Annotated in this window: 22 protein-coding genes and 1 tRNA gene; 16 read left to right on the plus strand and 7 right to left on the minus strand. The window is 68.0% G+C overall.

Going from position 1 to position 23,750, the window contains the following annotated elements:
- The first annotated feature begins 45 nt into the window (after nucleotides 1-45).
- Entirely contained in the window at nucleotides 46-1,011 is a 966-nt protein-coding gene (locus tag J7528_RS11600) for a YihY/virulence factor BrkB family protein (RefSeq protein WP_291874433.1), read from the plus strand.
- On the opposite strand, the gene J7528_RS11605 is transcribed toward J7528_RS11600, so the two are convergent.
- The 4 genes from J7528_RS11605 to J7528_RS11620 form a co-directional block, all read right to left on the minus strand.
- Entirely contained in the window at nucleotides 980-1,213 is a 234-nt protein-coding gene (locus tag J7528_RS11605) for a sulfurtransferase TusA family protein (protein WP_291874240.1), read from the minus strand. The genes J7528_RS11600 and J7528_RS11605 overlap by 32 nt on opposite strands.
- Complete coding sequence (locus J7528_RS11610) at nucleotides 1,206-1,943, minus strand: pseudouridine synthase (protein WP_291874242.1); 738 nt, start codon at nucleotides 1,941-1,943, stop codon at nucleotides 1,206-1,208. Before J7528_RS11610 ends, J7528_RS11605 begins: the two co-directional genes overlap by 8 nt.
- Nucleotides 1,943-2,857, minus strand: coding sequence for a class I SAM-dependent methyltransferase (locus tag J7528_RS11615; protein ID WP_291874245.1), 915 nt, complete (start codon nucleotides 2,855-2,857; stop codon nucleotides 1,943-1,945). Before J7528_RS11615 ends, J7528_RS11610 begins: the two co-directional genes overlap by 1 nt.
- A gap of 37 nt (nucleotides 2,858-2,894) precedes the next feature.
- Nucleotides 2,895-2,984 (minus strand) — tRNA-Ser (locus J7528_RS11620).
- Between the two features lie 108 nt (nucleotides 2,985-3,092).
- On the opposite strand from J7528_RS11620, the gene J7528_RS11625 reads away from it, so the two are divergent.
- The 12 genes from J7528_RS11625 (at nucleotide 3,093) to J7528_RS11680 (ending at nucleotide 16,579) form a co-directional block, all read left to right on the plus strand.
- Nucleotides 3,093-4,103, plus strand: a complete 1,011-nt coding sequence (locus J7528_RS11625) for a septal ring lytic transglycosylase RlpA family protein (protein ID WP_291874248.1) — start codon at nucleotides 3,093-3,095, stop codon at nucleotides 4,101-4,103.
- A 32-nt stretch (nucleotides 4,104-4,135) separates the two neighbouring features.
- Entirely contained in the window at nucleotides 4,136-4,762 is a 627-nt protein-coding gene (gene tmk / locus J7528_RS11630; RefSeq protein ID WP_291874251.1) for a dTMP kinase, read from the plus strand.
- 3 nt (nucleotides 4,763-4,765) lie between these two features.
- Nucleotides 4,766-5,767 (plus strand): DNA polymerase III subunit delta', encoded by a 1,002-nt coding sequence (locus J7528_RS11635; protein WP_291874252.1) that lies wholly within the window; start codon nucleotides 4,766-4,768, stop codon nucleotides 5,765-5,767.
- The gene (locus J7528_RS11640) at nucleotides 5,764-6,552 is read left to right on the plus strand and encodes a TatD family hydrolase (RefSeq protein WP_291874255.1); all 789 of its coding nucleotides are present in this window, start codon (nucleotides 5,764-5,766) and stop codon (nucleotides 6,550-6,552) included. The genes J7528_RS11635 and J7528_RS11640 overlap by 4 nt, the downstream gene beginning before the upstream one ends.
- Complete coding sequence (locus J7528_RS11645) at nucleotides 6,549-7,352, plus strand: MBL fold metallo-hydrolase (protein WP_291874257.1); 804 nt, start codon at nucleotides 6,549-6,551, stop codon at nucleotides 7,350-7,352. The genes J7528_RS11640 and J7528_RS11645 overlap by 4 nt, the downstream gene beginning before the upstream one ends.
- Before the next feature lie 203 nt (nucleotides 7,353-7,555).
- Nucleotides 7,556-7,762: a hypothetical protein gene (locus J7528_RS11650; protein ID WP_291874259.1), complete on the plus strand. Its 207-nt coding sequence runs from the start codon at nucleotides 7,556-7,558 to the stop codon at nucleotides 7,760-7,762.
- Nucleotides 7,763-8,049: 287 nt separating this feature from the next.
- Nucleotides 8,050-9,762, plus strand: coding sequence for a potassium-transporting ATPase subunit KdpA (gene kdpA, locus J7528_RS11655; RefSeq protein ID WP_291874261.1), 1,713 nt, complete (start codon nucleotides 8,050-8,052; stop codon nucleotides 9,760-9,762).
- An 11-nt stretch (nucleotides 9,763-9,773) separates the two neighbouring features.
- Complete coding sequence (gene kdpB, locus J7528_RS11660; RefSeq protein ID WP_291874262.1) at nucleotides 9,774-11,810, plus strand: potassium-transporting ATPase subunit KdpB; 2,037 nt, start codon at nucleotides 9,774-9,776, stop codon at nucleotides 11,808-11,810.
- 102 nt (nucleotides 11,811-11,912) lie between these two features.
- On the plus strand, nucleotides 11,913-12,593 hold the full coding sequence (locus J7528_RS11665) for a TorF family putative porin (protein ID WP_291874264.1): 681 nt from the start codon (nucleotides 11,913-11,915) through the stop codon (nucleotides 12,591-12,593).
- A gap of 18 nt (nucleotides 12,594-12,611) precedes the next feature.
- Nucleotides 12,612-13,190, plus strand: coding sequence for a potassium-transporting ATPase subunit KdpC (gene kdpC, locus J7528_RS11670; RefSeq protein WP_291874266.1), 579 nt, complete (start codon nucleotides 12,612-12,614; stop codon nucleotides 13,188-13,190).
- Nucleotides 13,191-15,869, plus strand: coding sequence for a sensor histidine kinase KdpD (locus tag J7528_RS11675; protein ID WP_291874268.1), 2,679 nt, complete (start codon nucleotides 13,191-13,193; stop codon nucleotides 15,867-15,869). It abuts the gene before it with no gap.
- Between the two features lie 8 nt (nucleotides 15,870-15,877).
- On the plus strand, nucleotides 15,878-16,579 hold the full coding sequence (locus J7528_RS11680; RefSeq protein ID WP_291874270.1) for a winged helix-turn-helix domain-containing protein: 702 nt from the start codon (nucleotides 15,878-15,880) through the stop codon (nucleotides 16,577-16,579).
- Here the strand turns inward: J7528_RS11680 and J7528_RS11685 are convergent.
- Both J7528_RS11685 and J7528_RS11690 read right to left on the minus strand, forming a co-directional pair.
- Nucleotides 16,576-17,307: an IclR family transcriptional regulator gene (locus J7528_RS11685; protein WP_291874272.1), complete on the minus strand. Its 732-nt coding sequence runs from the start codon at nucleotides 17,305-17,307 to the stop codon at nucleotides 16,576-16,578. The two genes, J7528_RS11680 and J7528_RS11685, sit on opposite strands and share 4 nt — an antisense overlap.
- A 66-nt stretch (nucleotides 17,308-17,373) precedes the next feature.
- A complete protein-coding gene (locus J7528_RS11690) occupies nucleotides 17,374-20,175 on the minus strand; it encodes a TonB-dependent receptor (RefSeq protein WP_291874274.1) in 2,802 nt (933 codons plus the stop codon).
- Nucleotides 20,176-20,448: 273 nt separating this feature from the next.
- Between J7528_RS11690 and J7528_RS11695 the strand changes: the two genes are divergently transcribed.
- Together J7528_RS11695 and J7528_RS11700 are read left to right on the plus strand one after the other, a co-directional pair.
- Nucleotides 20,449-20,793, plus strand: coding sequence for a hypothetical protein (locus tag J7528_RS11695; protein WP_291874277.1), 345 nt, complete (start codon nucleotides 20,449-20,451; stop codon nucleotides 20,791-20,793).
- Between the two features lie 341 nt (nucleotides 20,794-21,134).
- Nucleotides 21,135-21,860 (plus strand): DUF6683 family protein, encoded by a 726-nt coding sequence (locus J7528_RS11700; protein WP_291874279.1) that lies wholly within the window; start codon nucleotides 21,135-21,137, stop codon nucleotides 21,858-21,860.
- Here J7528_RS11700 and J7528_RS11705 read toward each other — a convergent pair.
- Nucleotides 21,849-22,877, minus strand: coding sequence for a LacI family DNA-binding transcriptional regulator (locus J7528_RS11705; protein WP_291874281.1), 1,029 nt, complete (start codon nucleotides 22,875-22,877; stop codon nucleotides 21,849-21,851). The genes J7528_RS11700 and J7528_RS11705 overlap by 12 nt on opposite strands.
- Before the next feature lie 130 nt (nucleotides 22,878-23,007).
- Between J7528_RS11705 and J7528_RS11710 the strand changes: the two genes are divergently transcribed.
- Nucleotides 23,008-23,742, plus strand: a complete 735-nt coding sequence (locus J7528_RS11710; RefSeq protein ID WP_291874284.1) for an IclR family transcriptional regulator — start codon at nucleotides 23,008-23,010, stop codon at nucleotides 23,740-23,742.
- The last annotated feature ends 8 nt before the right edge of the window (nucleotides 23,743-23,750 follow it).

Genomic DNA, 23,750 nt, shown 5'->3' on the forward strand with positions numbered 1-23,750 from the left:
CTTTTCCCAAGCGGCGCGTCTTTGACTCTGGGTCCCCGCATCGCCATGGTCCGCCGGATGCAAGACCCGCAGCATCATATCCGCTGGCGCGACCTCGACCTCGATCCGATCCACTGGGCCCGCGAAATCCTGCGCGTGCTGGGGCTGGCCCTGTCGCGCCTGTGGGGCCGCGACGTCATGCTGTACGTGGGCGGCGTCTCGTTCTTCGCCCTGCTGGCCGTGTTCCCGGGCCTGGCGATTCTGATCGGCCTCTACAGCTTCTTCCTGACGCCCGAGACCGCCGCGCGCCAGGCGACCAAGCTGGCCGAACTGATTCCCTCCGGCGCCCGCTCGATGTTCCAGGACGAGTTCTCGCGCCTGGCCCACGCGCCGGGCCAGACCATCTCGCTGCAGAGCGCCGTGGTGCTGATCGTCGGCGCCTATGCCGCCCATCGTGGCTTCAAGGCGCTGCTGGCGGGGCTGTCGTTCATCCACGACGAGGAAGACCAGCGCGGCTTCGTCGGGTTCAACCTGATGGCGCTGTTCGTGCTGATCGCCGCGTTCGGCCTGCTGTTCTTCATGTCGGGCATCTTCCTGACCTTGCGCCTGCTGGGCACGGCCCTGGACCTGCGGCCGCTGGCCGGCGTGTCCTGGATCCAGTCGGAATGGACCTGGGCCAGCTTCGGCATCGTGGTCGGCATGAGCCTGGTCTACCGCTACGCCATGTCGCGCGAGCCGGTCGGCTGGCGGGCCTCGATCTCCGGCGGCGTCGCGGCGGCGGCCCTGTGCGTGTTCATGTCGTGGGCCAGCGCCTTCTATGTCGAGAAGATCGTCCACCTGGGCGCGACCTATGGCTCGATCTCGGCCGTGATCATCTTCCTGATCTGGCTGTCCTGGAGCGTGAACGCGATCTTCTTCGGCGGCGCCCTGGCCACCGAGGTCGAGATCGCGCTGGACGAGCGGCCGCGCGCCCTGCTGGAAGGCCCGCGGGCGATCCCGCTTAAAGCGTCTTCCGAATACGAAAACGGATGACGCCGGCGTCCTGGTCGGTGACCTCCAGGACCTGCGCGCCGATCTGACCGGCGAAGTGCGGCACGTCGATCCGGGCCATCGGATCCGTGGCCAGCAGAACGAGCTCGGCGCCCGGCGCGGCGGCCTCATGGGCCTTGCGCAGCTTCAGGGTCGGGACCGGGCAGTGATGGCCGCGGGCGTCGACGAGGATCGGCTCAGACATCGAACACCGTCTCCGCCTCGGCGGCCGGCAGGATGCGATGCTGACCCGGCTCCAGGTCGGCAGGCAGGGTGAGCCCACCGATCCGCTCGCGGTGCAGCGTGACCACGTGATTGCCGACGGCCGCGAACATGCGGCGCACCTGATGGTAACGGCCCTCGGTGATCGTCAGCCGGGCGGTCTTGTCGTTAACGACGTCCAGCTCGGCCGGCAGCAGCGGCTTTTCCTCGCCGTCCAGCATCAGCGTCCCGGCGGCGAAGATTTCGCCCTCGGAGCCGTTGAGCGGCCGGTCCAGCGTCGCCAGATACGTCTTCGGCACATGGCGCTTGGGCGAGATCACCCGGTGCAGGAAGTCGCCGTCGTCGGTGATCAGGATCAGGCCGCTGGTCTCCTTGTCCAGGCGTCCGACCGTGGACAGGCCCGGATCCCGGATCTGCCAGCGGCGCGGCAGCAGATCGTAGATCTTCTGGCCGTCTTCCTTGTGCGAGCAGGTCACGCCCAGTGGCTTGTGCATCAGCAGCACCAGCGGCGCGGGCGGATCGATGGCGACACCCCGGATCGTCATGCGCTCGGGCAGGGTCGCGTCGACGGCGATGCGAGCTCCGGCGTCCTTAAGGACCTTGCCGTCCAGCACCACCTTGCCGGCGGCGACCAGGGCCTGGACGTCCTTGCGGCTGCCATAGCCCAGATTGGCCAGCAGCCGGTCCAGGCGGGCCATCAGCGCCTTGGCCATTACTTGCGGGCCTCGAACACCTTGTACCCACCGCCTTCGGCGACCAGGCGGACCTTGGCGAAGCTCTCGCCCAGGATCGCCTCGTACGGCAGATGGCGGTTGGCGACGATCCACAAGGTCCCGCCTTTGCGCAAGCTGGCGGCGGCCGAGCTGATGAAGGCCTGGCCCAGCGTCTTGTCCTCGCCGCCGCCCTCGTGGAACGGCGGGTTGCTGACGATGAAGTCCAGATCCTTCAGGCCGCCCAGATCATGGCGGACATCGCCCCAAACGAACTCGGCGCGCGGATCGGTGACGTTGCGCCTGGAAACCTCGACGGCCCGACGGTCCAGCTCGACCAGGGTCAGCTTGGTCACCTTGGGCGAGGCCAGGACGTTCAGCGCCAGGATGCCGATGCCCGCGCCGAAGTCGGCGCCGACGCCGGCGAACGGCGGCAGGACCTGCAGCAGGGCGTTGGTGCCAGCGTCGAGGCGGTCCCAGCTGAACACGCCGGGCTGGGTCCAGAGGCCATCGTCGCTAATCCGGCGCGGCGCGCCCGAGGCCAGGGCTTCCTTCAGGCCGGTGATCTGCGCCGGACGGACGACCAGGCAGATGCGGTTGTGACGCCGAGCGCTCTCGCCGACCTCGCAACCCAGGGCCTGGAGTTCCTTCTTCAGGCGCAGACCGCCCCGATCCTTGGGGGCGAAGGCGGTGAGCCGGCCGCCGGGCGCCAGAATTCTCAATGCTTGGGCGAGGACAAATCGTCGCTCCACCGCTCCGGCAGGCGCGCGAACGGTCACGGCGTTAAAGGATTCGTCCGCCACCGAGGCCAGATCCGTCGACCCGACGATGAACGGCGACAGCTGAACGGCGTCCGGCGCGGACGGCGCCAGGTCGTGATCGGCCTGGCCATAGAGCGCGGTGGAAGTCGCCGACATGCTTGTCCTGAAAGGGTTTTTCGGGATTTCGAAAGTGTGGCGGACAGGGTGGGATTCGAACCCACGGTAGGCTTCCACCTACGGCGGTTTTCAAGACCGCTGCCTTAAACCACTCGGCCACCTGTCCGGAGCAGGCGGCTATATCAGCGCTCCAGCTCCTTAACCAGACTTCAAAACAAACGAGTGACGATGTGGACTCGGAAGGGGTGTGGGCCCGTCTGGACACTTGAGCGGAATGAACCAGCGTATCGATCAGGCTTGGCGGACCTTGCGCACGATCGGCCTCATGGCCGTCGCGGCCCTGAGCCTGGCCGCCTGCGCCACGCCAAAGTACCAGACCGGCAAGGCCGGCTATACGGCCACGGCTCGCAACGACACCACGCGAGGTTCCGCGCCGCGCGCCGGCTCGACGGTCGGCAAGGACGGCAAGCCGCTGCGCGGCACCGAGAAGCCCTATCAGATCAACGGCATCTGGTACTATCCGAAGGCCGATCCGGACTACAACGTGGTGGGCGTCGGCTCGTGGTACGGCGACCAGTTCCATAACCGCCGCACGGCCAACGGCGAGCTGTTCGACATGAACATCCCGTCGGCGGCGCATAAGACCCTGCCGCTGCCCAGCCTGGTCGAGGTCACTAACCTCGACACCGGCCAGAAGATGATCGTGCGGGTCAACGACCGCGGGCCGTTCGTCGGCGATCGCGTCATCGATCTGTCCAAGGCCGCCGCCCAACAGCTGGGCTACTATCGCCAGGGCGTGGCCCGGGTCCGCGTGAAATATGTCGGCCCGGCGTCCAAGAGCGTCTTCGACGCGCAACGTCAGTACGCTCGTGCTTCGACCCCGCCGCCGGCGCCGGTGCGAAACGCGCCGCGCAGCTTCGACGACATCAAGGAACCGCCGCAGCGTGTGCAGGTGCTGCCGTCGCGTCCCGAGCCCGATTGGGCGCAGACCGGCGCGCCGATCATGCAGTCGGCTCCGCAGATCAATCCGCCCGATCCTATCTACGCCTCGGCCAGGTCGGCCTTCCGCGTCCAGGCCGGTTCGTTCTCCAGCCGCGAGAATGCCGAGAAGGCCGTGCGCCAGCTGGCCAGCGCCGGCCGCGCGTCGATCGACACCATCGAGCGGGCCAACGGCACGCTTTATCGCGTCACCGTGACCGCCGGCCAGGACGAGAGCTCGGCCTGGAGCCTGCGCGATCGCGTGGAGTCGCTGGGCTATCAGGGCGCGACGGTTCTTCGGCCCTAGACACAGCTTGGAAACCGGTCGAATGGAGACCGGTGACCCAGGGTTCTTTCATCAGTTTCGAAGGCGGCGAGGGGGCTGGAAAGTCCACCCAGATCCGCCGTCTGGCCGAGCGGCTGCAAGCGGCCGGCCATGACGTCGTCGTCACGCGCGAACCGGGCGGCAGCCCCGGCGCCGAATCCATCCGCGACCTCTTGGTCAACGGCTCGGCCGATCGCTGGTCGCCCGTGACCGAGACCCTCCTGATGTACGCCTCGCGCCGCGACCACGTGGAGCGAGTGATCCGTCCGGCTCTCGCTGAGGGCAAGGTCGTGCTGTGCGACCGCTTCGCCGATTCCACCCGGGCCTATCAGGGCGCGGGCGGCGATGCGCCGGCCAGCCTGATCGCCTCGCTGGAAGAGCACGTGCTGAACGGCACGGTTCCGGTGCTGACCCTGATCTTGGACCTGCCAGCCGAGATTGGCCTGCAACGCGCCGAAGCTCGCGGCGGCGCGGCGCGGTTCGAGTCCAAAGGCCTCGACTTCCACCAGCGCCTGCGCGCCGGCTATCTGGAGATCGCTCGCCAGGAGCCCGAGCGCTGCGTGGTGATCAATGCCGACGCCGAGATCGACGCCGTAACCGCCGCCATCGCCGAGGCGGTCGCCCAGCGACTGGATCTCTAGGCGATGCCCGCCCATCCCCGCGATGTCTACCAGCTGGACGGGCAGTCCGCCGCCGAGGCCGCGTTCATCGACGCCCTGGAGCGCGGCCGGCTGCATCATGCCTGGCTGCTGACCGGTCCCGAGGGCGTGGGCAAGGCGACCCTGGCCTACCGCATGGCGCGCCGCCTGCTGGGCGCGCGGCCTGAGCCGGGCCTGGGCCTCTTGGGCGCGGCGCCGTCCGATGTGGTCAGCCGCCAGGTCGCCGCCCGCTCGCATCCCGACCTGATGGTGCTGGAGCGCCTGACCGACGACGGCAAGGCGCGCAAGTCGATCCCGGTCGACGAGGCCCGCCTGCTGCCGGAGTTCTTCTCCACGACGCCGGCGATCTCGCCTTACCGCGTGGCGATCATCGACGCTGCCGACGACCTCAACGTCAACGCCGCCAACGCCGTGCTGAAGACGCTGGAGGAGCCGCCGCCGCGCGGGGTGATCCTGCTGATCAGCCATGCGCCGGGCAAGTTGCTGCCGACCATCCGCTCGCGCTGCCGCCGCCTGGCCGTGCCCGCGCCGGGCGTGCCGGCCGCCGCCGAGATGGTCGAACGCATGGCCGATGTCTCGGGCCGCGATGCCGAGCGCCTGGCTCGCATGGCCCATGGCGCGCCGGGCAAGGCGCTGCAGCTGGCCGCCGCCAAGGCCATCGAAATGGACGACGCGGCCAACGACATCCTGCGCGGTTTGCCCAAGATCGACGAGGGCGCCTTGCTGGCCATGGCCGACACCTTCCGAGGCGCGGAGGGCATGGCGCGCTTCGAGCTCCTGATGGATCGCCTGGCCGACCAGGTACGAATCTTCGCCACTCAGGTGGCCGCTGACGGCAAACAATCGCCGGGCCTGGACCGCTGGGCGGCGGCTTGGGAGCGGCTGTCCCGCGTCTTCGGCGAGGTCGAAGCGGTGAACCTGGATCGCGCCGACGCCTTCTGGAGCGTCATCTCGGACTTGCGCGCGGCGGCCAAGACGGCGATTTGAGCGGCATGCTCATCGACAGCCACGTAAATCTGCACGCGCCCCAGTTCGCCGAGGACAAGGACGCCGTCATCGCCCGCGCCCGAGAGGCCGGCATCGCCCTGATGGTCACCATCTGTGACAAGGTCAGCGCGTTCGAGGCCGTGCACGCCATCGCCATGGCCGAGCCGGATATCTGGTGCACGGTCGGCACCCACCCGCACGAGTCCAAGGAAGATCCGGACCTGACCGCCGCCCGCCTAGTCGAGCTGGCCCAGCGTCCGCGCGTCATCGGCATCGGCGAGTGCGGCCTGGACTTCCACTACGACCTGTCGCCGCGCGACGTGCAGGCCAAGGTGTTCCGCCAGCACTGCATCGCCGCGCGCGAGAGCGGCCTGCCGCTGGTGCTTCACACCCGCGAGGCCGACGAGGTCATGGGCCAGATCCTCGAGGAGGAGCACGCGGCCGGGGCCTTCAAGATCCTGATGCACTGCTACACCAGCGGCGCCGAGCTGGCCGCGCGGGCCGCGGCCCTGGGCGCCTGGTTCTCGGTCTCGGGCATCGCCACCTTCAAACAGGCCGAGGACGTGCGGGCCGTGATCCGCGACATGCCGGCCGACCGGATCATCGTCGAGACCGACTGTCCGTACCTTGCCCCGGTGCCGATGCGCGGACGCCGTAACGAGCCGTCATATCTGCCGCATATCTACGACAAGCTGGCCGAGATTCGCGGCTGGAGCCGGGCCGAAACCGAACAGCGGACCGAGGACGCCTTCTTCAACCTGTTCGACCGGATCCCCCGTCCATGACCGGACCGCTGGAGTTCACGATCCTGGGCTCCGGCTCCTCCGGCGGCGTTCCGCGCGCCGACGGCAATTGGGGTGACTGCGATCCGGCGGAGCCCAAGAACCACCGCTCGCGCTGTTCGCTGCTGGTCCGGCGGCTGGGGCAGGGGGCTCAGCACGAGACCACGGTCGTGGTCGACACCTCGCCCGACCTGCGCTTGCAGACCGCCACGGCTGGGGTGAAGCGCGTCGACGCGGCGCTGTTCACCCACGACCACGCTGACCAGGCCCACGGCATCGACGATCTGCGGCCGTTCTTCCTCAATCAGCGCCAGCGCATCCCGACATGGATGGACCAGGCTACGCACGACGGCCTGCTGACCCGTTTCGAGTACATCTTCAAGACGCGCGGCGGTTATCCGGCGATCCTGGAGCCGCGTCTGATCCCGCCGCTGGGCGAGGACTTCGCGATCGACGGTCCCAGCGGGTCGATCCCGGTCCACACCTTCGATGTCGACCACGGCGAGATACGCGCGGTCGGCTACCGCTTCGGCGGCGTGGCCTATACGCCGGACGTGCGGGCGATCCCCGACGGCAGCTGGGCGGACCTGGCCGATCTGGACGTCTGGATCGTCGACGCCCTGCGCTGGACGCCGCATCCGACCCATGCCCACGTGGAATTGGCGCTGGAATGGATCGCCAAGGCCAAGCCCCGCCGCGCCATCCTGACCAACCTGCATATCGACCTGGACTACAACGCCCTGACCACGAGGCTACCGCCCGGCGTCGAGGCGGCCTATGATGGGATGCGCTTTACGCTTTAGGTCCGCCGAGTGACGGAAAGTCGCCGGCCGATCGTCGTGACAAGGAACCAGCGAGACAGGCGAATGTTAGCCTTGATCGCAAGTTCGCCCAAGTTTGTCGAAAACTTGGCTGTACGTAACAGCGTTGAAATAAGCTTGCCCAACAACACCGTCATAGGGACGCGCTAGAGTCACTTTCCCGTGCGTCACTGACCAGACTTACCATGGCCGAAACCGTCACCGTTTCCCGAGAAGTCTTCCTGAGCCTGCGAGCGCGGCTGCCCGCCGTGACGCGCGAGCACCTGTTCGACTGCTACGCCATCAGCGAGACCACCTGGACCAAGCTGCGCGACGGCAAGCCGGTGAAGCGCTCCACGCTGGACCGCATCATGGTCAAGCTGGCCAAGCTGGACGCTCGCGTCGCAGCTTAAGCTGACGATCTTTATGCCGCCCTTATGCGGCGGCTCAGCTTCGACATAGAGCCCTTACGCCCACAAATGGTCTGTGGCCTCCGACACCAAAGGAGGCCGTTATGGCTGATCTTATCTACGGGGCGCTGGCCTTGGGCCTGTTCGCCCTGTTCGGCGCATTCGTCGCCGCGCTGAGGCGCGTGTGACCATGCTCGTGAACCTGCTGTGGGCGGCTGGGGCCATCGTGGTCGCCGGCTACATGGTCGCCGCGATGATGCGACCCGACAAGTTCTGACGGAATTCCTCAAATGAACTGGCAAGGATGGGCGGAGATCGCCCTGACCCTTAGCCTGGCGGTCGCCGTGGGCTGGCCGCTGGGCGTTTTCATGTCGCGCGTCTGGAATGGCGAGCGCACCTTCCTCGATCCGATCATGCGTCCGGTCGAGGCCCTGTTCTACACCGCCTGCGGCGTCGATCCGAAGAAGAGCCAGAGCTGGCACGCCTATGCTCTGGCGCTGCTGGCCTTCAACCTGATCGGCTTTGTCATCACCTACGCGGTGCTGCGCCTGCAGGGCGTGCTGCCGATGAACCCGCAAGGCTTTGCCGGCCTGTCGGGGCACCTGTCGTTCAACACGGCGATCAGCTTCGTCACCAACACCAACTGGCAGAGCTATGCGGGCGAGACGACCATGTCGACGCTCAGCCAGATGGTCGTGCTGACCGTGCAGAACTTCGTCTCGGCCGCCACCGGCGCGACCGTGGCCGCGGCCCTGGCGCGGGCGTTCATCGCCAATCGCGGCGAGGGCGTCGGCAACTTCTGGGCCGACCTGATCCGCACCACGCTCTACGTGCTGCTGCCGCTGTCGTTCGTCGTCGCCGTGCTGCTGGTCGCCCTGGGTATCCCGCAGACGCTGGCTGCCGGCGTCACCGCCCACACCCTGGAAGGCGCCGACCAGAAGATCTCGCTGTATGCCGTGGCTTCGCAGGAAGCCATCAAGATGCTGGGCATCAACGGCGGCGGCATCTTCAACGCCAACTCGGCCCACCCGTTCGAGAACCCCACGCCGCTGACCAACCTGATCACGGCCGTCTCGATCAACACCCTAGGCTGGGCCGCCTTCTTCGCCTTCGGCCGCATGGTCCTGGCCAAGAAGGACGTCCACGCCCTGGTCATGGCCGCCTTCGTGCTGCTGTTCGCCGGCGCGGCGGGCGTCTACGCCACCGAGACCCAACCGGCTCCGGCCCAGGTCGCGGCCAAGGTCGACACGACGGTGAACATGGAAGGCAAGGAGGTCCGCTTCGGCGCGCCCGCCACCGCCGCCTGGGTCGCCGCCACGACTGGCGCCTCGAACGGCTCGGTCAACGGCATGCATTCTAGCCTGATGCCCCTGGGCGGCGGCATCGCGATGTTTCTGATGCAGCTGGGCGAGATCCTGCCGGGCGGCATCGGCTCAGGCATCGCCATCATGGTCGTCATGGCCCTTCTGTCGGTGTTCGTCGCCGGCCTGATGGTCGGCCGCACCCCGGAGTATCTGGGCAAGAAGATCGAGGCCCGCGAGATCCAGTTCTCGATCCTGGCAGTTGTGATCATCCCGCTGTCGATGCTGGGCTTCTCGGCGCTGGCCGCCGTGCTGCCCGAGGCGCTGAAGGGCCTGATGCACTCAGGGCCGCACGGCCTGTCGGAGATCCTCTACGCCTATGTCTCGGGCACGGCCAACAACGGTTCGGCCTTCGCCGGCCTGACCGCCAACGCCCCCTGGTGGGACGTCACCCTAGCGATCGCCATGGCCTGCGGCCGTTTCCTGCCGATCGTGGCCGTCCTGGCCATCGCCGGCGCCCTGGCCGCCAAGCCCAAGCTGGCTCCGACCGCCGGCACGCTGCCGACTGACGGCGGCCTGTTCGTCGGCCTCCTGATCGGGGTGATCCTGATCCTGGGCGGCCTGCAATTCTTCCCCGCGATGGCGCTGGGACCGATCGTCGAGCACTTCCAGGTGCTCGGCGCGGTCGCGGCCCTTCGCTGAGTGGTGATCCTATGAGCGCTATAGACATCCGCGCCGGCGGTCTTTCCGGCCCCGTCCTGGCCCGCGCGGCCAAGGACAGCTTCCTCAAGCTCGATCCGCGCAAGCTGACGGGTAATCCGGTGATCTTCGCCACCTGGATCGTGGCCCTGCTGTCGACCGTCTCGGCGGTCGCGGCGGTCGCCAACCACCAGGCGGCGGGCTTCGCCATCCAGGTGTCGCTGTGGCTGTGGGCCACGGTGCTGTTCGCCAACCTCGCCGAAAGCGTCGCCGAAGGGCGCGGCAAGGCGGCGGCCGACAGCCTGCGCGCCACCCGCGTGACGACCAAGGCCAAGCTCATAATTGACCCGACGACGGGCGCCTACGTCCCGACCCCGGCCCATAAGCTGGGCGTCGGCGAGGTGATCCTGGTCGAGGCCGGCGACGTGATCCCGACCGACGGCGAGATCATCGAGGGCATGGCCAGCGTCAACGAGGCGGCCATCACCGGCGAGAGCGCGCCCGTGATCCGCGAGAGCGGCGGCGACCGCTCGGCCGTCACCGGCGGCACCACGATCGTCTCCGACTGGCTGAAGGTCCGCGTCACGGCCGAGGCCGGCAACACCTTCCTCGACCGCATGATCGCCATGGTCGAGGGCGCGGACCGCCGCAAGACGCCGAACGAGATCGCCCTGGCCGTGCTGCTGGCTGGCCTGACCCTGATCTTCCTGATCGCGGTCGTGACCCTGCTGGGTCTGGGTAAGTTCTCGGGCGTCGTGCTGGATCCGTTGGTGCTGGGCGCGCTGTTCATCACGCTTATTCCAACAACCATTGGCGGACTCCTGTCCGCAGTCGGCATCGCCGGCATGGACCGCCTGCTGAAGGTCAACGTCCTGGCGACCTCGGGCCGGGCCGTGGAAGCCGCTGGCGATGTCGACACCCTGCTGCTGGACAAGACCGGCACCATCACCTTCGGCAACCGCATGGCCATCGAAGTGATCCCAGCCCCGGGCGTGCGTCCGGAAGCGGCGATGCGCGCGGCCCTGATGGCCTCGCTGGCCGACGAGACCCCGGAAGGCCGTTCGATCATCGAACTGGCGCGTAACCAGGGCCTGACCGTCGAGCAACCTGCCGGCGCCACGGCGATCCCGTTCACCGCCCAGACCCGCCAGTCGGGCCTGGACCACGAAGGCCGCAGCTGGCGCAAGGGCGCGGTGGACGCCGTCTACCGCTCGCTGGCCCTGGAGCCCAAGGCCGTCGCGGCCGAACTGACCGGCGCCGTGGACCGTATCGCCCGTTCAGGCGGCACGCCGCTGGCCGTCAGCGAGGACGGCGTCCTGGTCGGCGTCATCCACCTGAAGGACGTGGTGAAGCCGGGCGTGAAGGAGCGCTTCGCCGACCTGCGTCGCATGGGTCTGCGCACGGTGATGATCACCGGCGACAACCCGGTGACCGCCGCCGCCATCGCTTCGGAAGCCGGCGTCGACGACTTCCTGGCGGAGGCCACGCCTGAGGACAAGCTGCGCTTGATCCGGGAAGAGCAGGGCAAGGGCCGCCTGGTGGCCATGTGCGGCGATGGCGCCAATGACGCGCCCGCGCTGGCCCAGGCCGATGTCGGGGTGGCCATGCAGACCGGCGCTCAGGCCGCTCGCGAGGCCGGCAACATGGTCGACCTGGACAGCGACCCGACCAAGGTCATTGAGATCGTCGAGGTCGGCAAGCAGATGCTGATCACCCGCGGCGCCCTGACGACCTTCTCGATCGCCAACGACGTGGCCAAGTACTTCGCCATCATCCCGGCGATGTTCGTGGTCTCGCTGCCGGCCCTGGGCGCGCTGAACGTCATGCACCTGCACAGCCCGCAGAGCGCGATCCTGTCGGCGGTGATCTTCAACGCCCTGGTGATCGTCGCCCTGATCCCGCTGGCCCTGAAGGGCGTGAAGTACCGCGCCATCGGCGCCGGCAAGCTGCTGTCGCGCAACCTGACCCTCTACGGCATCGGCGGCCTGCTGGCTCCGTTCGTGGGCATCAAGCTGATCGACATGATCGTCTCGGCCTTGGGGCTGGCCTGATGCTCCGCCCGATCGTCCGAGATTTCACATTCGGTCTGGTGGCGATCGGGCTCGTCTTCCTGGCGGCCTATTCCGCCGAACTCTTCTTCTGAAAGACCTCCAATGACTTCCCGCATTTTCGCCGTCGTCTCGGTTCTGGCTCTGTCGGCTGGCGTCGCCCAGGCCCAAGAGGGGCCGAAGCTGAGCTACAATCTCGGCGTCGCCTCGGACTACGTGTTCCGCGGCGTCTCGCAGACCCAGGAAGACCCGCAGCTGTTCGGCGGCGTCGACCTCTCCGCCGGCAAGGTCTACGCCGGGACCTGGGCCTCGAACGTCGACTTCGGCGACAAGACCGACGCCGAGATCGACCTCTATGCCGGCTATAAGCCGACCCTGGGCGCGGCCTCGCTGGACCTCGGCGTGATCTATTACGGCTATGTCGGCGCGCCGAAGGGCGCCGACTACGGCAATGTCGAGTTCAAAGCCGCTGGCTCGGTTCCGGCCGGCAAGGGCGCCCTTGGCGCAGCCGTGTTCTACAGCCCCGACAGCTTCGGCGCCGCCGACGAGGCCGTCTACTACGAGCTGAACGGCAGCTATCCGATCGCCGCGAAGTGGTCGGTTTCGGGCGCCATCGGCCGTCAGACCTATGAAGGCTCGGGCGACTATACGACCTGGAACGTCGGTGCCGCCTACGCCCTGACCGACAAGCTGTCGCTCGACCTGCGCTACCACGACACCGACGAACACGGCTTCGGCAAGGTCTACGGCGCGCGCGCCGTGGCGTCGCTGAAGGCGGTGTTCTAAATAAGGGAGCACAAAGCCATGCTTTCACATCTCCGTCCCGCTCTGGTCTCGATGGGCCTGTTCACCGCGCTGCTGGGCGTGGCCTATCCGCTGGCCGTCACCGGCGTCGCCCAGGCGGCGTTCCCGGCCCAGGCCGGCGGCAGCCTGGTCCGCGACGAGGCCGGCAAGGTCGTCGGCTCGGCCCTGATCGGCCAGGTCTTCGCCGCGCCGGAATACTTCCACGGCCGCCCGTCGGCCGCGGGCAACGGCTATGACGCTTCGGCTTCGAGTGGCTCGAACATGGGCCCGCTGAACGAGAAGCTGATCGAACGCGAGAAGACCGACGCCGTCAGCCTGCGCGCCGAGAACCCCGGCGCGGTCATCCCGGCCGACGCTGTGACCACCTCGGCCTCGGGCCTGGATCCGGACATCACGCCGGCCAACGCCCGCTTCCAGGCGCCGCGCATCGCCAAGGCGCGCGGCGTGCCTGAGAAGGCCGTGCTGGCCACGATCGACCAGCATCTCGACCAGCCGCTGCTGGGCTTCATCGGTCAGTCGCGCGTCAATGTGCTGGCGCTGAACCGGGCGCTGGACGCTCGTTTCCAGAAAGGCGGATAGTTGCCGGTCGACGAACCAAATCGTCCCGACCCAGAGGCGCTCCTGGCCGCCGCCAACAAGGCGCGCCGGGGGCGCCTCAAGGTGTTTCTGGGCATGGCCCCCGGCGTGGGCAAGACCTACGAGATGCTGCGCGCCGCGCGGCGTCGCAAGGCCGAGGGCGTCGACGTCCTGATCGGCGTGGTCGAGACCCACGGCCGGCGCGAGACCGAAAGCCTGCTGCGCGGCATGGAGGTCCTGCCGCGCAAGCCGATCGAGCATCGCGGCCGCGTCCAGATGGAGTTCGACATCGACGCGGCCCTGGCGCGCAAGCCCAAGATCCTGCTGGTCGACGAATACGCCCACTCCAACGCCATCGGCTCGCGTCACCCCAAGCGCTGGCAGGACGTCGAGGAACTGCTGGCCGCTGGCGTCGATGTCTGGACCACCCTGAACGTCCAGCACCTGGAAAGCCTGGTCGACGTCGTCCAGCGCATCACCGGCGTGCGCCAGCGGGAGACCGTGCCCGACAGCGCCCTGTCGCGCGCCGACGCCATCGAGCTGGTCGACATCACGCCCGAGGAACTGCGCGAGCGGATGGCCGCCGGCAAGGTCTATGTGCCGGAGACCGCGCGCCTGGCCTCGGAGAACTTCTTCAAGGTCGAGAACCTGACGGCTTTGCGCGAGCTGGCCCTGCGCCGGGCGGCCCAGACCGTCGACGACCAGCTGGTCGCGGCCATGCGCGAAAAGGGCGTTGAGGGGCCCTGGGCGGCGGGTGAGCGGATTCTCGTTCTGGTCAGCGGCGACGCCATGGCCGGCGCGCTGGTGCGGGCAGGGCGGCGGCTGTCGGACATGATGATGGACGCGCCGTGGATCGTCGCCCACGTCGAGCGCACCGATCGGCCGGCGGCCGGGGAGGGCAGCGCGGCGCGTCTGCGCGAGGCCTATCGCCTGGCCGAGCAGTTGGGCGGAACGACCGTGGCCCTGACCGGCGGCGACATCGTCGCGACGGTGATGGCCTATGCCCGGCGCGGCAATGTCACCCAGATCGTCATCGGCAAGTCGCTCGAGAGCCGCTGGCGCGAGATCCTCGGCCGTTCTTTAGCCGCCGCCCTGCTGCGGGAAGCGCGCGGCGTGGCGGTGCACGTCGTCACCGACGCCGCCCATGAGCGCGAGCCCAAGCCGGCGCGGCCGCTCAGCCTGGGCCCATGGCAAGGCTATGTCGTCGGCGCGCTGTTCGTGGCCGCCGCGACCCTGACCGCCTGGGGCCTGGACGTGGCCTTCGACCGCGTCGATCTGGGGATGATCTTTCTGGCCGCCGTGCTCGCGGCGGGGGTGCTGCATGGCCTGAGACCCGCCCTGGCGGCGGCGACCGTGGCCTTCTTCGTCTACAACTATCTCTTCCTGGCCCCGCGCTACAGCCTGGCGATCGGGGCGCCGACGGACTTCATCACGCTGGTGGTGTTCTGGGCGGTGGCCATGGCCTCCGGCGGCCTGGCGGGCCGGGTGCGCGACCAGGCGATGGGCTCGCAGCGCCGCGCCGCCGCTGTCGCCACCCTACTGGCCGCCAGCCGCACGCTTTCAGCGGCCACGGGCAAGGATGCTGTCGCGCGCGCCTTGGCCGAACAAGTCGCGGCGGCGGCTGGCGGTCGCTCGCTAGTTCTCCTGCCCCAAGGCGAGGAAATCGCGCCGGCCGCCGGCTCGCCCAGCCTGGAGCCGCTGGATGCTGCCCAGATGGCCGCCGCGCGCTGGGCCTGGGAGAAGGGCGAGGCGGCCGGGTTCGGCACCGGCACCCTGCCTCAGGCCCGCTGGACCTTCTGGCCGCTGGAGGGCGTGCGCGCCCGCACCGGTGTGGCCGGAATTGAGGCCGGCGCCGCGCCGCCCGGCTCGGACCTGGAGCGCTTGGTCCTGGCTCTGCTGGAGCAGGGCGCCGTGGCGTTGGAACGCTCGCAGCTTGCTTCCGAGGCGCTGGAGACCGAGACCCTGCGCCGCGCCGACCGTTTCCGCTCGGCGCTGATGAACTCGGTCAGCCACGACCTGCGTACGCCGCTGTCGACGGTGCTGGGCGCCTCGACCACGCTGCTGGACTATGGCGACAAGATGCAGAAAGCCGTGCGCCACGACCTCCTGCTCAGCATCCGCGAGGAGGCCGAGCGTCTCAGCCGCTATGTCGCCAACCTCTTGGACATGACCCGGCTGGAGGGCGGCGGCCTGAAGCTGCGCAGCGACTGGACCGACGTCCGCGATGTGCTGAACGCCGCCGCCGAGCGCGTCACCCGCCGGCTGGGCGAGCGGATGCTGGCGCGCGACTACCCGCCGACCCTGACCCTCGTCCAGGCCGATGCGAGCCTGCTCGAGCAAGTCGTTGTGAACATTCTGGAAAACGCCATCACCTACAGCGGCGACGGCAGCCGGATCGAGCTGGCGGTCTATGAGGATCGCGGCAATGTCGTGATCAGCGTCGAGGACGAGGGCAGGGGCGTTCCGCCGGCCGAGCTGGAGCGGATCTTCGACAAGTTCCGCCGCATGGAGGAGCCCAGCGACCGCCACCAGGGCGCGGGACTGGGCCTGGCCATCGCCAAGGGTTTCGTCGACGCCATGGGCGGCCGGATCGCCGCCGCCAGCCCGATCCACGACGGACGCGGCACGCGCATGCTGATCAGCCTGCCCAAGGCGATCGCCACGCCGCGTGATCTGTTATGAGCGTCTCCATGAACGCCGACCGCCAACGTATTCTCGTCATCGACGACGAACCGCAGATCCACCGGTTCCTGGGGCCGGCCCTGGACGCCGCCGGCTACGAGCCGCTGCGCGCTGACAGCGGCCAGGAGGGCCTGCGCGGCATCGCCCTGTGGTCGCCGGACGCCGTGGTGCTGGACCTCGGTCTGCCCGACATGGACGGCAAGGACGTGCTGGAAAAGGCCCGCGCCTTCTACGAGGGGCCCATCCTGATCCTGTCGGCCCGCGACCGCGAGATCGAGAAAATCGAGGCCCTGGATCGCGGGGCCAACGACTATGTCGAAAAGCCCTTCGGCGTCGGCGAGCTGCTGGCCCGCCTCCGCGCCGCCTTGCGTCAGACCGGCCGCGCTCAGGCGCCCAGTGGCCCGATCCGAGCGGGTGAAGTCGAGATCGACCTGGAGAAGCGCCGCGTCACCCGCGCCGGCGAGGCCGTGAAGCTGTCGCCGCGCGAATACGACGTCCTGACCCGCCTGGCCCTGGGCCACGGCAAGGTGCTGACCCACAAGGAGCTGCTGACGGCGGTGTGGGGCCCAGCGCACGCCCAGGACACCCAGTATCTGCGGGTCTTCATCGGCCAGCTGCGCCAGAAGCTGGAGGCCGATCCGGCCACGCCCAGGATGCTGCAGACCGAGCCCGGCATTGGCTATCGTTTCGTCGGCGACGACGAGGCTTAAGGCGTCCAGCCCAGGCGTCGGCTGACCGCGGTCGCGGCCTCGGCGACCTGGCGTCCGGCGGCATCCATCTGGTCGGCGGACATGTACTGCTGGGCGCTGGACAGGCTGAGCGCGGCGATGATCTCGCCGCTGGCGTCGCGGACGGGCGCGGCCACGCAGCAGATACGCTCGCCATCCTCGCCGATGTGGCGGGAGAAACCCTCTGCGATCAGAGTGTCCTGGCTCTCGGCCGGAAAGCTGGCGCGCCAGACGGCCGACGGGGCGTCCATCAGCAAGGCCCGCCCCAGGGCCGTGGCGTCGACGCGGTTACGGTCGCCCAGCTGGTGACGAACGGCCAGCAGGCGTCGGCTAGGCGCGCGGCCGACATAGACGATGTGCTCGCCGTCGCGGATGGCCAGGTTCGTCGCGTCGCCGGTCTCCAGACTCAGCGCGTCCAGCGACGGCTGAGCGATGGCGATCAGATCGGCGCTCTCGTGCGCCATGGCGCCCAGGGTGAGGATGCGAGGGCCGAGCTGATAGCCCTTGCGCGGGTCGTGCCGTAGCAGGCCCCGATCGACCAGCGCCGAGGCCAGGCGGTAGGCGGTGCTGCGCGTCAGGCCGAGGCGGGTGGTGATGTCGACCAGGCTGATCGGGCCGGTGCTGACGGCGTCCAGGATATCCAGCGCGCGCATCAGCGAGCGGCTGACATCCGTCCGTTCACCCAGAGGGATCGACGGTGACAGGGTCATCTGAATGATCTTGCGCGGACGGGACGCTCGCCTTCCCGGGCTGGGGAGGGCGAGCGTCCTTGACCACTAAAACTTGGCGCGCACCCCGAAGAAGAAGCGCGAACCGAAGGTCTCGTTGCCGATCCGGCGGACGGCGTTGTTGTTCTCGATCCGGACCTCGTCGGTCAGGTTCACGCCTTCCAGGAAGAAGGTGATGTGCTCATTGAGGTTGTAGCTGGCCGAGGCGTCCAGCGAGCCATAGGCCTCGTTGAACTCGGGCAGGCTGCCGCGGCCGGCGGCCGTGATCAGCCACGCATCACGCCAGTTGTACGAGGCGCGAGCGCTGAACTTCTCGTTCTCGTAGTAGAGCGAGACGTTGTAGCTCTTCCGCGACAGGCCCGGGAACGGCAGGATCTCGCCGGTCAGCAGGTTGGCGCCCTTGAAGCCCTCGTCCTTCTGGTAGGTATAGTTGGCCAGCATGCCGAAGCCGTTGAACGGCGCGGGCAGGAAGTCGAAGGCGTACTGGCCGCCGATTTCCAGGCCGTTGATGTTGACCTGGTCGGTGCCGTTGATCGGACGGGTGATGTTGTAGGTCGTGCCGTCGATCACTTCGGGCGCGGCCTGGTTGATGATGAACGACGAAATCTCCTTCCGGAAATAGGTCGCCGAGATGAAGCTGTTCTTGTTGAAATACCACTCCAGGCCCGCGTCATAGGCGGTGGCCTCGAACGGCTGCAGGTCGGGGTTGCCGCGCGAGCCGGTCAGGCCGACGACGTCGACGCTGCGGCGCAGGGCCAGCTGGCTGGGCGCCGCGCGGGCCATCACCTTGCTGGCGGCGGCGCGGCCGATCAGCGTATTGGGGATGAACTCGAAGCGCAGGTTCAGCGACGGCAGGGTCTTGGTGTAGCCGCCTTCCTGCGAGCCCTTCACGAAGTTGACGATCGGGGCGGCCGCCGTGCCGGTCTGGACGCGGTTGTAGCCGGTCGAGACGGTCTTGGTGTCGACCACCCGCACGCCCAGGGTGCCGCTGATCGGCACCGGCAGGCTGGCGAAGTCGAAGGCGGCCTGGACGTAGGCGCTCTTGGTCTTTTCCTCGACCGACCAGGTGTCGAGGAAGGTCTGGAAGCTGCCCGAACCGCCAGCCTTCTCGGCGGTGTTGGCGTTCGGGTTGACGCCGTAGACGTCGTTCTGCAGGCCAGCCGCCGCCAGGGTGGCGTTGTAGGTGGCCAGGGTGTTGTCGTTCCAGTAGCGGACGCCGCCGTCGTAACCCAGGTCGCCGGTCTTGAAGAACGGGATGCTGTTGGTCACCGAGTTGGTGTTGACGATGCCTTCGATGGTCGCGCACGAGGTGGCGACCGCGACGGCCGCGGCGCTGCTGGCGTCGCCACGGCAGTTCAGGCGGGTGGTGCGCTGGTACAGGACCTGGTCGGTCTTGAACTGACGGGCCTGCACGCCGCCCTTGATCTGGGTCAGCCACGAGTCCGTCGGCTTGTAAGTGACGTTGAACTGCTCGGCGGTCTCTTCGGAGGTGTTGTTACGCGGGTTGAACACCGCGTCCAGGCGGTTGACGCCCTGGCCCGTGGTGACGTCCAGACCCGGGAACGAGAAGTTCGGGGCGCGCTGGCTGCCGGTGTAGTCCACAACCGCGCGCGGAACACCAAAGACCGTGGCGGTCGAGTTGATCTCGTTGTTCTGGACCTCGGCGTTGGAGTAGTCGAGGCGGGCGTCGAACACCCAGTTGTCCAGCTTCCACTCGCCGCCCAGGGCCGTGGTGTACTGAGTGCGGGTCAGGTCGCCCAGGATGTTGCGATAGGCCAGGTCCATCGGGAAGGCGGCGCTGCTGGTCAGCTCGATGTGGTTGACCGTGTTGTCCGGGCCCAGCGTCGTCTTGCTGTAGTCGATCAGGCCGCCCGAGGCGCCCAGCTGCAGCAGCGTGCTGTTCACCTTCTCGGTGGCGGTGGCGTAGGTGCCGTCCAGATAGGCCTTGAAGCTGTCGTTGGGACGCCATTCCAGGATGCCGTTCAGCGCCTTCCGCTTGGTGACGCGGCGGTCGATGATCAGGCGCGGGATTTCCGGCGCCCAGTCCAGCGTGCCGTCGCCATTGACGTCGGTGCTGCGCCCAGGCGTCGCGCCCGCGCCGGTGGCCGTGGCCGCGCGGCGAATCCAGCCGGTGGTGCGGGCGTTGTTGCTGTTGAGGTGACGGTTCTCCCAGGTGCCCGACAGCAGCACGCCCAGGGTGTCGTTCAGGAAGGTCTTGGCGCCGATCAGCGCGAACTTCGGATCGTATTCCTTGGCCAGGTTCGAATAGACGCCCTGGACCGAGCCGGCGATGAAGGGCTCCTTGCTGTCGAACGGACGGCGGGTGATCACCCGCACGGTGCCGCCGATGCCGCCTTCGGCCATGTCGGCGGTCGGCGACTTGACGACATCCAGGCGCGAGACGAACTCGACGGGGATGTCGCGGAAGTCGACGGCGCGGTCGCTGCCGCCCACGGTCAGGGACAGGGCCGACGAGCCGTTGATCTCGACGCGGTTCAGGCCCGGATCGGCGCCGCGGATGCTGACGCCGCGGCCTTCGCCGTCCTGGCGGCTGATCTGCACGCCGGTCACCCGTTGCAGGGCTTCGGACAGGTTCTTGTCGGGGAAGTCGCCGATGTCCTCGGCCGAGATAGTGTCGACCACCTGCAGCGAGTTGCGCTTCACGTCCATGGCGCTACGCAGGCTGGCGCGGATGCCGGTGACGACGATTTCGTCGACGACGTCAGAAGAAGGGGCGGGGGCAGGGGCCGTCTGGGCGGCGGCTGCGCCGGCGACCGAGGACAGCAGGACAGTTGCGACCGCAAGGCGCGAGGCGCCCGACCGCCATTGCGTACGCAGAGACGTCTTCATGGTTTTCCTCTCCATTGTGCGAACCCACCGTTGCTCAGCACCCCTGAGGTCGATGGTCTCATATTTTGGTATTCTATCCCGAATATGGGGAAGATATCGTCATTTCTCTGTTCGTGTCGAGAGGGGCGTAGTGTTTCAGCGCCGAAACCCGCCCGGCGACCGGGGCTGCATGAACCATGCGGGGGCCCGTGGAACGGGGCCGCAGTTCAAATAGAAACTTCCCGGCGGACCCCTACGATGCCCAAGCTGTGCTGAGTTTTAAGGACGCCATTGATGTCGGCTGAGAACCTCGCGGAACCGAATCCGCAACGCCGTCGGCTGACGTTTTCGGCGGCGGCCCTGGCGCTGATTCCGGGGCTGCCCGCGACGGCTGCTACCGACGAGGCGGTCCGACTCACCACGATTTTCGATGCGCTGCGCGCCGAGGGGCGCGGTCGGCGATCCCAATCCGTATGTCATCTCGCAGAATGCCGGCGTCTATCGCGGCGTGCCGGAGGGCCGGTGCAAAAGCACGGATTCTATGGTCAGCTAGGTGAAGAGGGCCGCGCCGAAGAGCCCGGCGACGACCAGCCAGACGCCAAAAGCGATCGCGACCAGGGTTTTGCCGACAGCCGCTGACAAACCCCAGGCGGCATGCGGCGCATGCCAGGCATTGGCCAAGCCCGCCAGGCCTAGAACCATCGAATGACAACCTGGGACAGCGGCAGGATGAGCCTAGAGGTGCTGGTTATGCGGGTGCGCGTTGGTCGGTCACGTGATCGTTGTCGCGGGCGGCGTTTGTGGCGCACGGGCGAGCGACGGTGCGGAACTGCCCGGTGTTTTCGTGTATCTATTATTTCCGATAATATATCTTAGACGATAAACGGATCAGCATCTCCTATCGCCGTTATTCCGCCCCGTTATGTCGCTGACTTACGATCCAGCTAGGTTCGCCGCGACGCGCGTTCAGGAGAAAACCAATGGCTCGACCGACAGCGGCGCTTCTGATCGGCGCGGTCCTGATGGTCGCGGCGCCGGCGCGCTCTCAGGACATGGTCAATGTCTATCTGATGGACGGCGGCGCATTTAACAACGCGCTGAACGCCAGCACGATCGTATCGCGGACCAAGGCGCTGCTGGGCGACCAGGCCAGATGGCCAGCGGGTCGCCCGGTCAGGACGCCGCCGCGCTCCGGGCCGGCTTCCGCCAAGAGCCTGCGGTTCGTATCGACGCCAGGCGCGACCGCGATCCCGGCCATGGCGGCCGCTTATCCCGCTTCAAGAAGAACTGAGATTGCATCGGTTTTTCAACAACTTCTGGGGAAGTTCGGCGGTATCGAGCGCATGTTCGGACAACCCGATCACGACTTGCCGACCGCCCTATCGCTGTATGTCGCCACGGCTTACGAGGCCGTCACGGGCACGCAGGTGACGCCGCAGCAGGCTCGCCCGCTGATCGCCCAGATGCGCGGCCTGCTCCAGGGCGAGCCGGGCGTCGCCAGCGCGCCCGACGCCGAGAAGCAGAAGCTGTACGAACAGCTGGCTGTCATGGGGATGTTCACCTCGGTGGCGACCATGGAGCTGAAGCAGAAGCCCAACCCCGCCGCCAGCGATCGCCTGAAGGCCTCCGCACGCACAAACCTGGCTCAGCTGGGCCTGGATCCCGATCGGATCCGCTTTAGCGAGGCCGGTCTGTCAGCGCGGTGAGCTGACCGACTGGCGGTGCATCAGCGTCAGGTCGATCGGTTCCTGCGGCCAATTCAGCCGTTTGCCGTTGATCATCTCCAACAGCCGCTCGGTGGCGGCCTGGGCCATGTCGACCAGCGGACGGCGGATCGTGGTGAGAGCTGGCGTGATGATCGAGGCGATGTCGCTATCGTCGAAGCCGACGACGGACAGCTGCTCGGGAATGGCGACGCCGCGCTCGCGGGCGGTCTTCACGACGGCGGCGGCCATGATGTCGTTGCCAGCGAAGATCGCGGTCGGCGGCTGGTCGAGCGACAGCAGCGCTTCGGCCGCGACCAGACCGCTTTCGAAGCCGTAGTCGCCCTTCTGGAGATATGCCTCGGGCATGGCGCCGCCGATGCCTTCCAGGAAGCCGGCCTTGCGCTCCTGGGCCGAGCGGAAATGCGGCGGTCCCTCGATCATGGCGATGCGCTGGTGGCCCAGCGCCTTGAGATGCTGGCCAAGCGCCCTACTGGCGCCCCGCTCGTTGCTGACCAGCATGCAGGGATATTCCGGCACCGAGACCGAGGCGATGCCGACCGACGGCACGCCCAGGCGTGTCAGGCGCTCCGGGATGGCGGCGATCTCGGAGGCCGGCGGCAGGACGATCAGTCCGTCCACCCGCGAGCGCCGCACGAAGGTCTCGACGTCGGCCGCGACATCGGGATTGTCGAACCGCACCGGACGTACGACCAGTTCGTAGCCGTGCGAGGAACAGGCCTCGACGATGCCCCGCTGCAAAGGGCCAATGACGTGGGCGTTGGGGTCGTCCTGGACCATGGCGATCAGGAACGAGCGGCCCGAAGCCAGCGCTCGGGCCCGCGTGCTGGGCGCGTAGCCCAGGCGCGCGATAGTCTCGAGCACCCGCTTGCGGGTCTCGTCGCCGACATTGGGTGACTCGTTGAGCACGCGGGAGACGGTGCGGATCGACACCTCCGCGGCCATGGCCACGTCGTCGATCGTCACGGACAAGGCCGCGCCAAAGTCCCCTACCCCCACGCGAGTCTCCCTGTTCCCATCATGTGGATATAACGCGATTTGTCTGGGCACCATCGTTAGCAGATAGTGTGCCAGCGCTGGCAAATTTGATGCTACCTACAGGCCCGATCATCCGCGGAAACGCCTCGCCATGCTCGTGAGCAGTGAAACCAAGACCGAGAAGGTCAGCCAGACCCTGATGCGCGCCCTGGACATCCTGGATGCGGCGCGCGGTGGGCCGGTGGCGCTGACCGAGTTGGAACGCAAGCTGGGCCTGACCCGCAGCACGGCGCACCGCCTGGCCTCGGCCCTGGTTGACCGCCGCCTGCTGACCCACGATCCGCGCAAGGGTTATCGCCTGGGCCCGAAGCTGATGGACCTGGGCTTCCAGGCCCAGGAAGCGACCAGCCTGGCGGTCGTCTCCCAGCCGTTCCTGGATGGCCTGGCCCAGCAGATGGACGACGCCACCAACCTGGGGATCCGCGACGGCGACGACGTCGTCTATATCGCCCGCTCGCCCAGCCGCCGGCGTGTGGCCGTGCGCCACCAGGTCGGCGACCGCAATCGCATCGCCAACACGGCCCTGGGCCGCGCCCTGATGCTGGATGCGTCGGAAGACGCCTGGTCGGCCTATTTCCCGGATGAGGATCAGCAGACGGCGCAAGGCCAGGGTCTGGGCCGCCACTTCGACGAGGCTGGCGACTGCATCCGCTGCGTCGCTGCCCCGATCCGCGACGCCAGCGGCGCCATCGTCGCGGCCATGAGCCTGTCCAGCATCCCGCAATATATGGACGAAGAGCGGATGGAGCAGGCCAGCCAGGGCGTCATCGCCGCCGCCGACGCCATCAGCCGCCGCCTGGGCTGGGGCTGGGGCTGGGAGACCTGAGGCCTCCC

It is taken from the genome of Caulobacter sp. (genome assembly GCF_017744445.1).
In the GTDB taxonomy this organism is placed as follows: Bacteria; Pseudomonadota; Alphaproteobacteria; order Caulobacterales; family Caulobacteraceae; genus Caulobacter.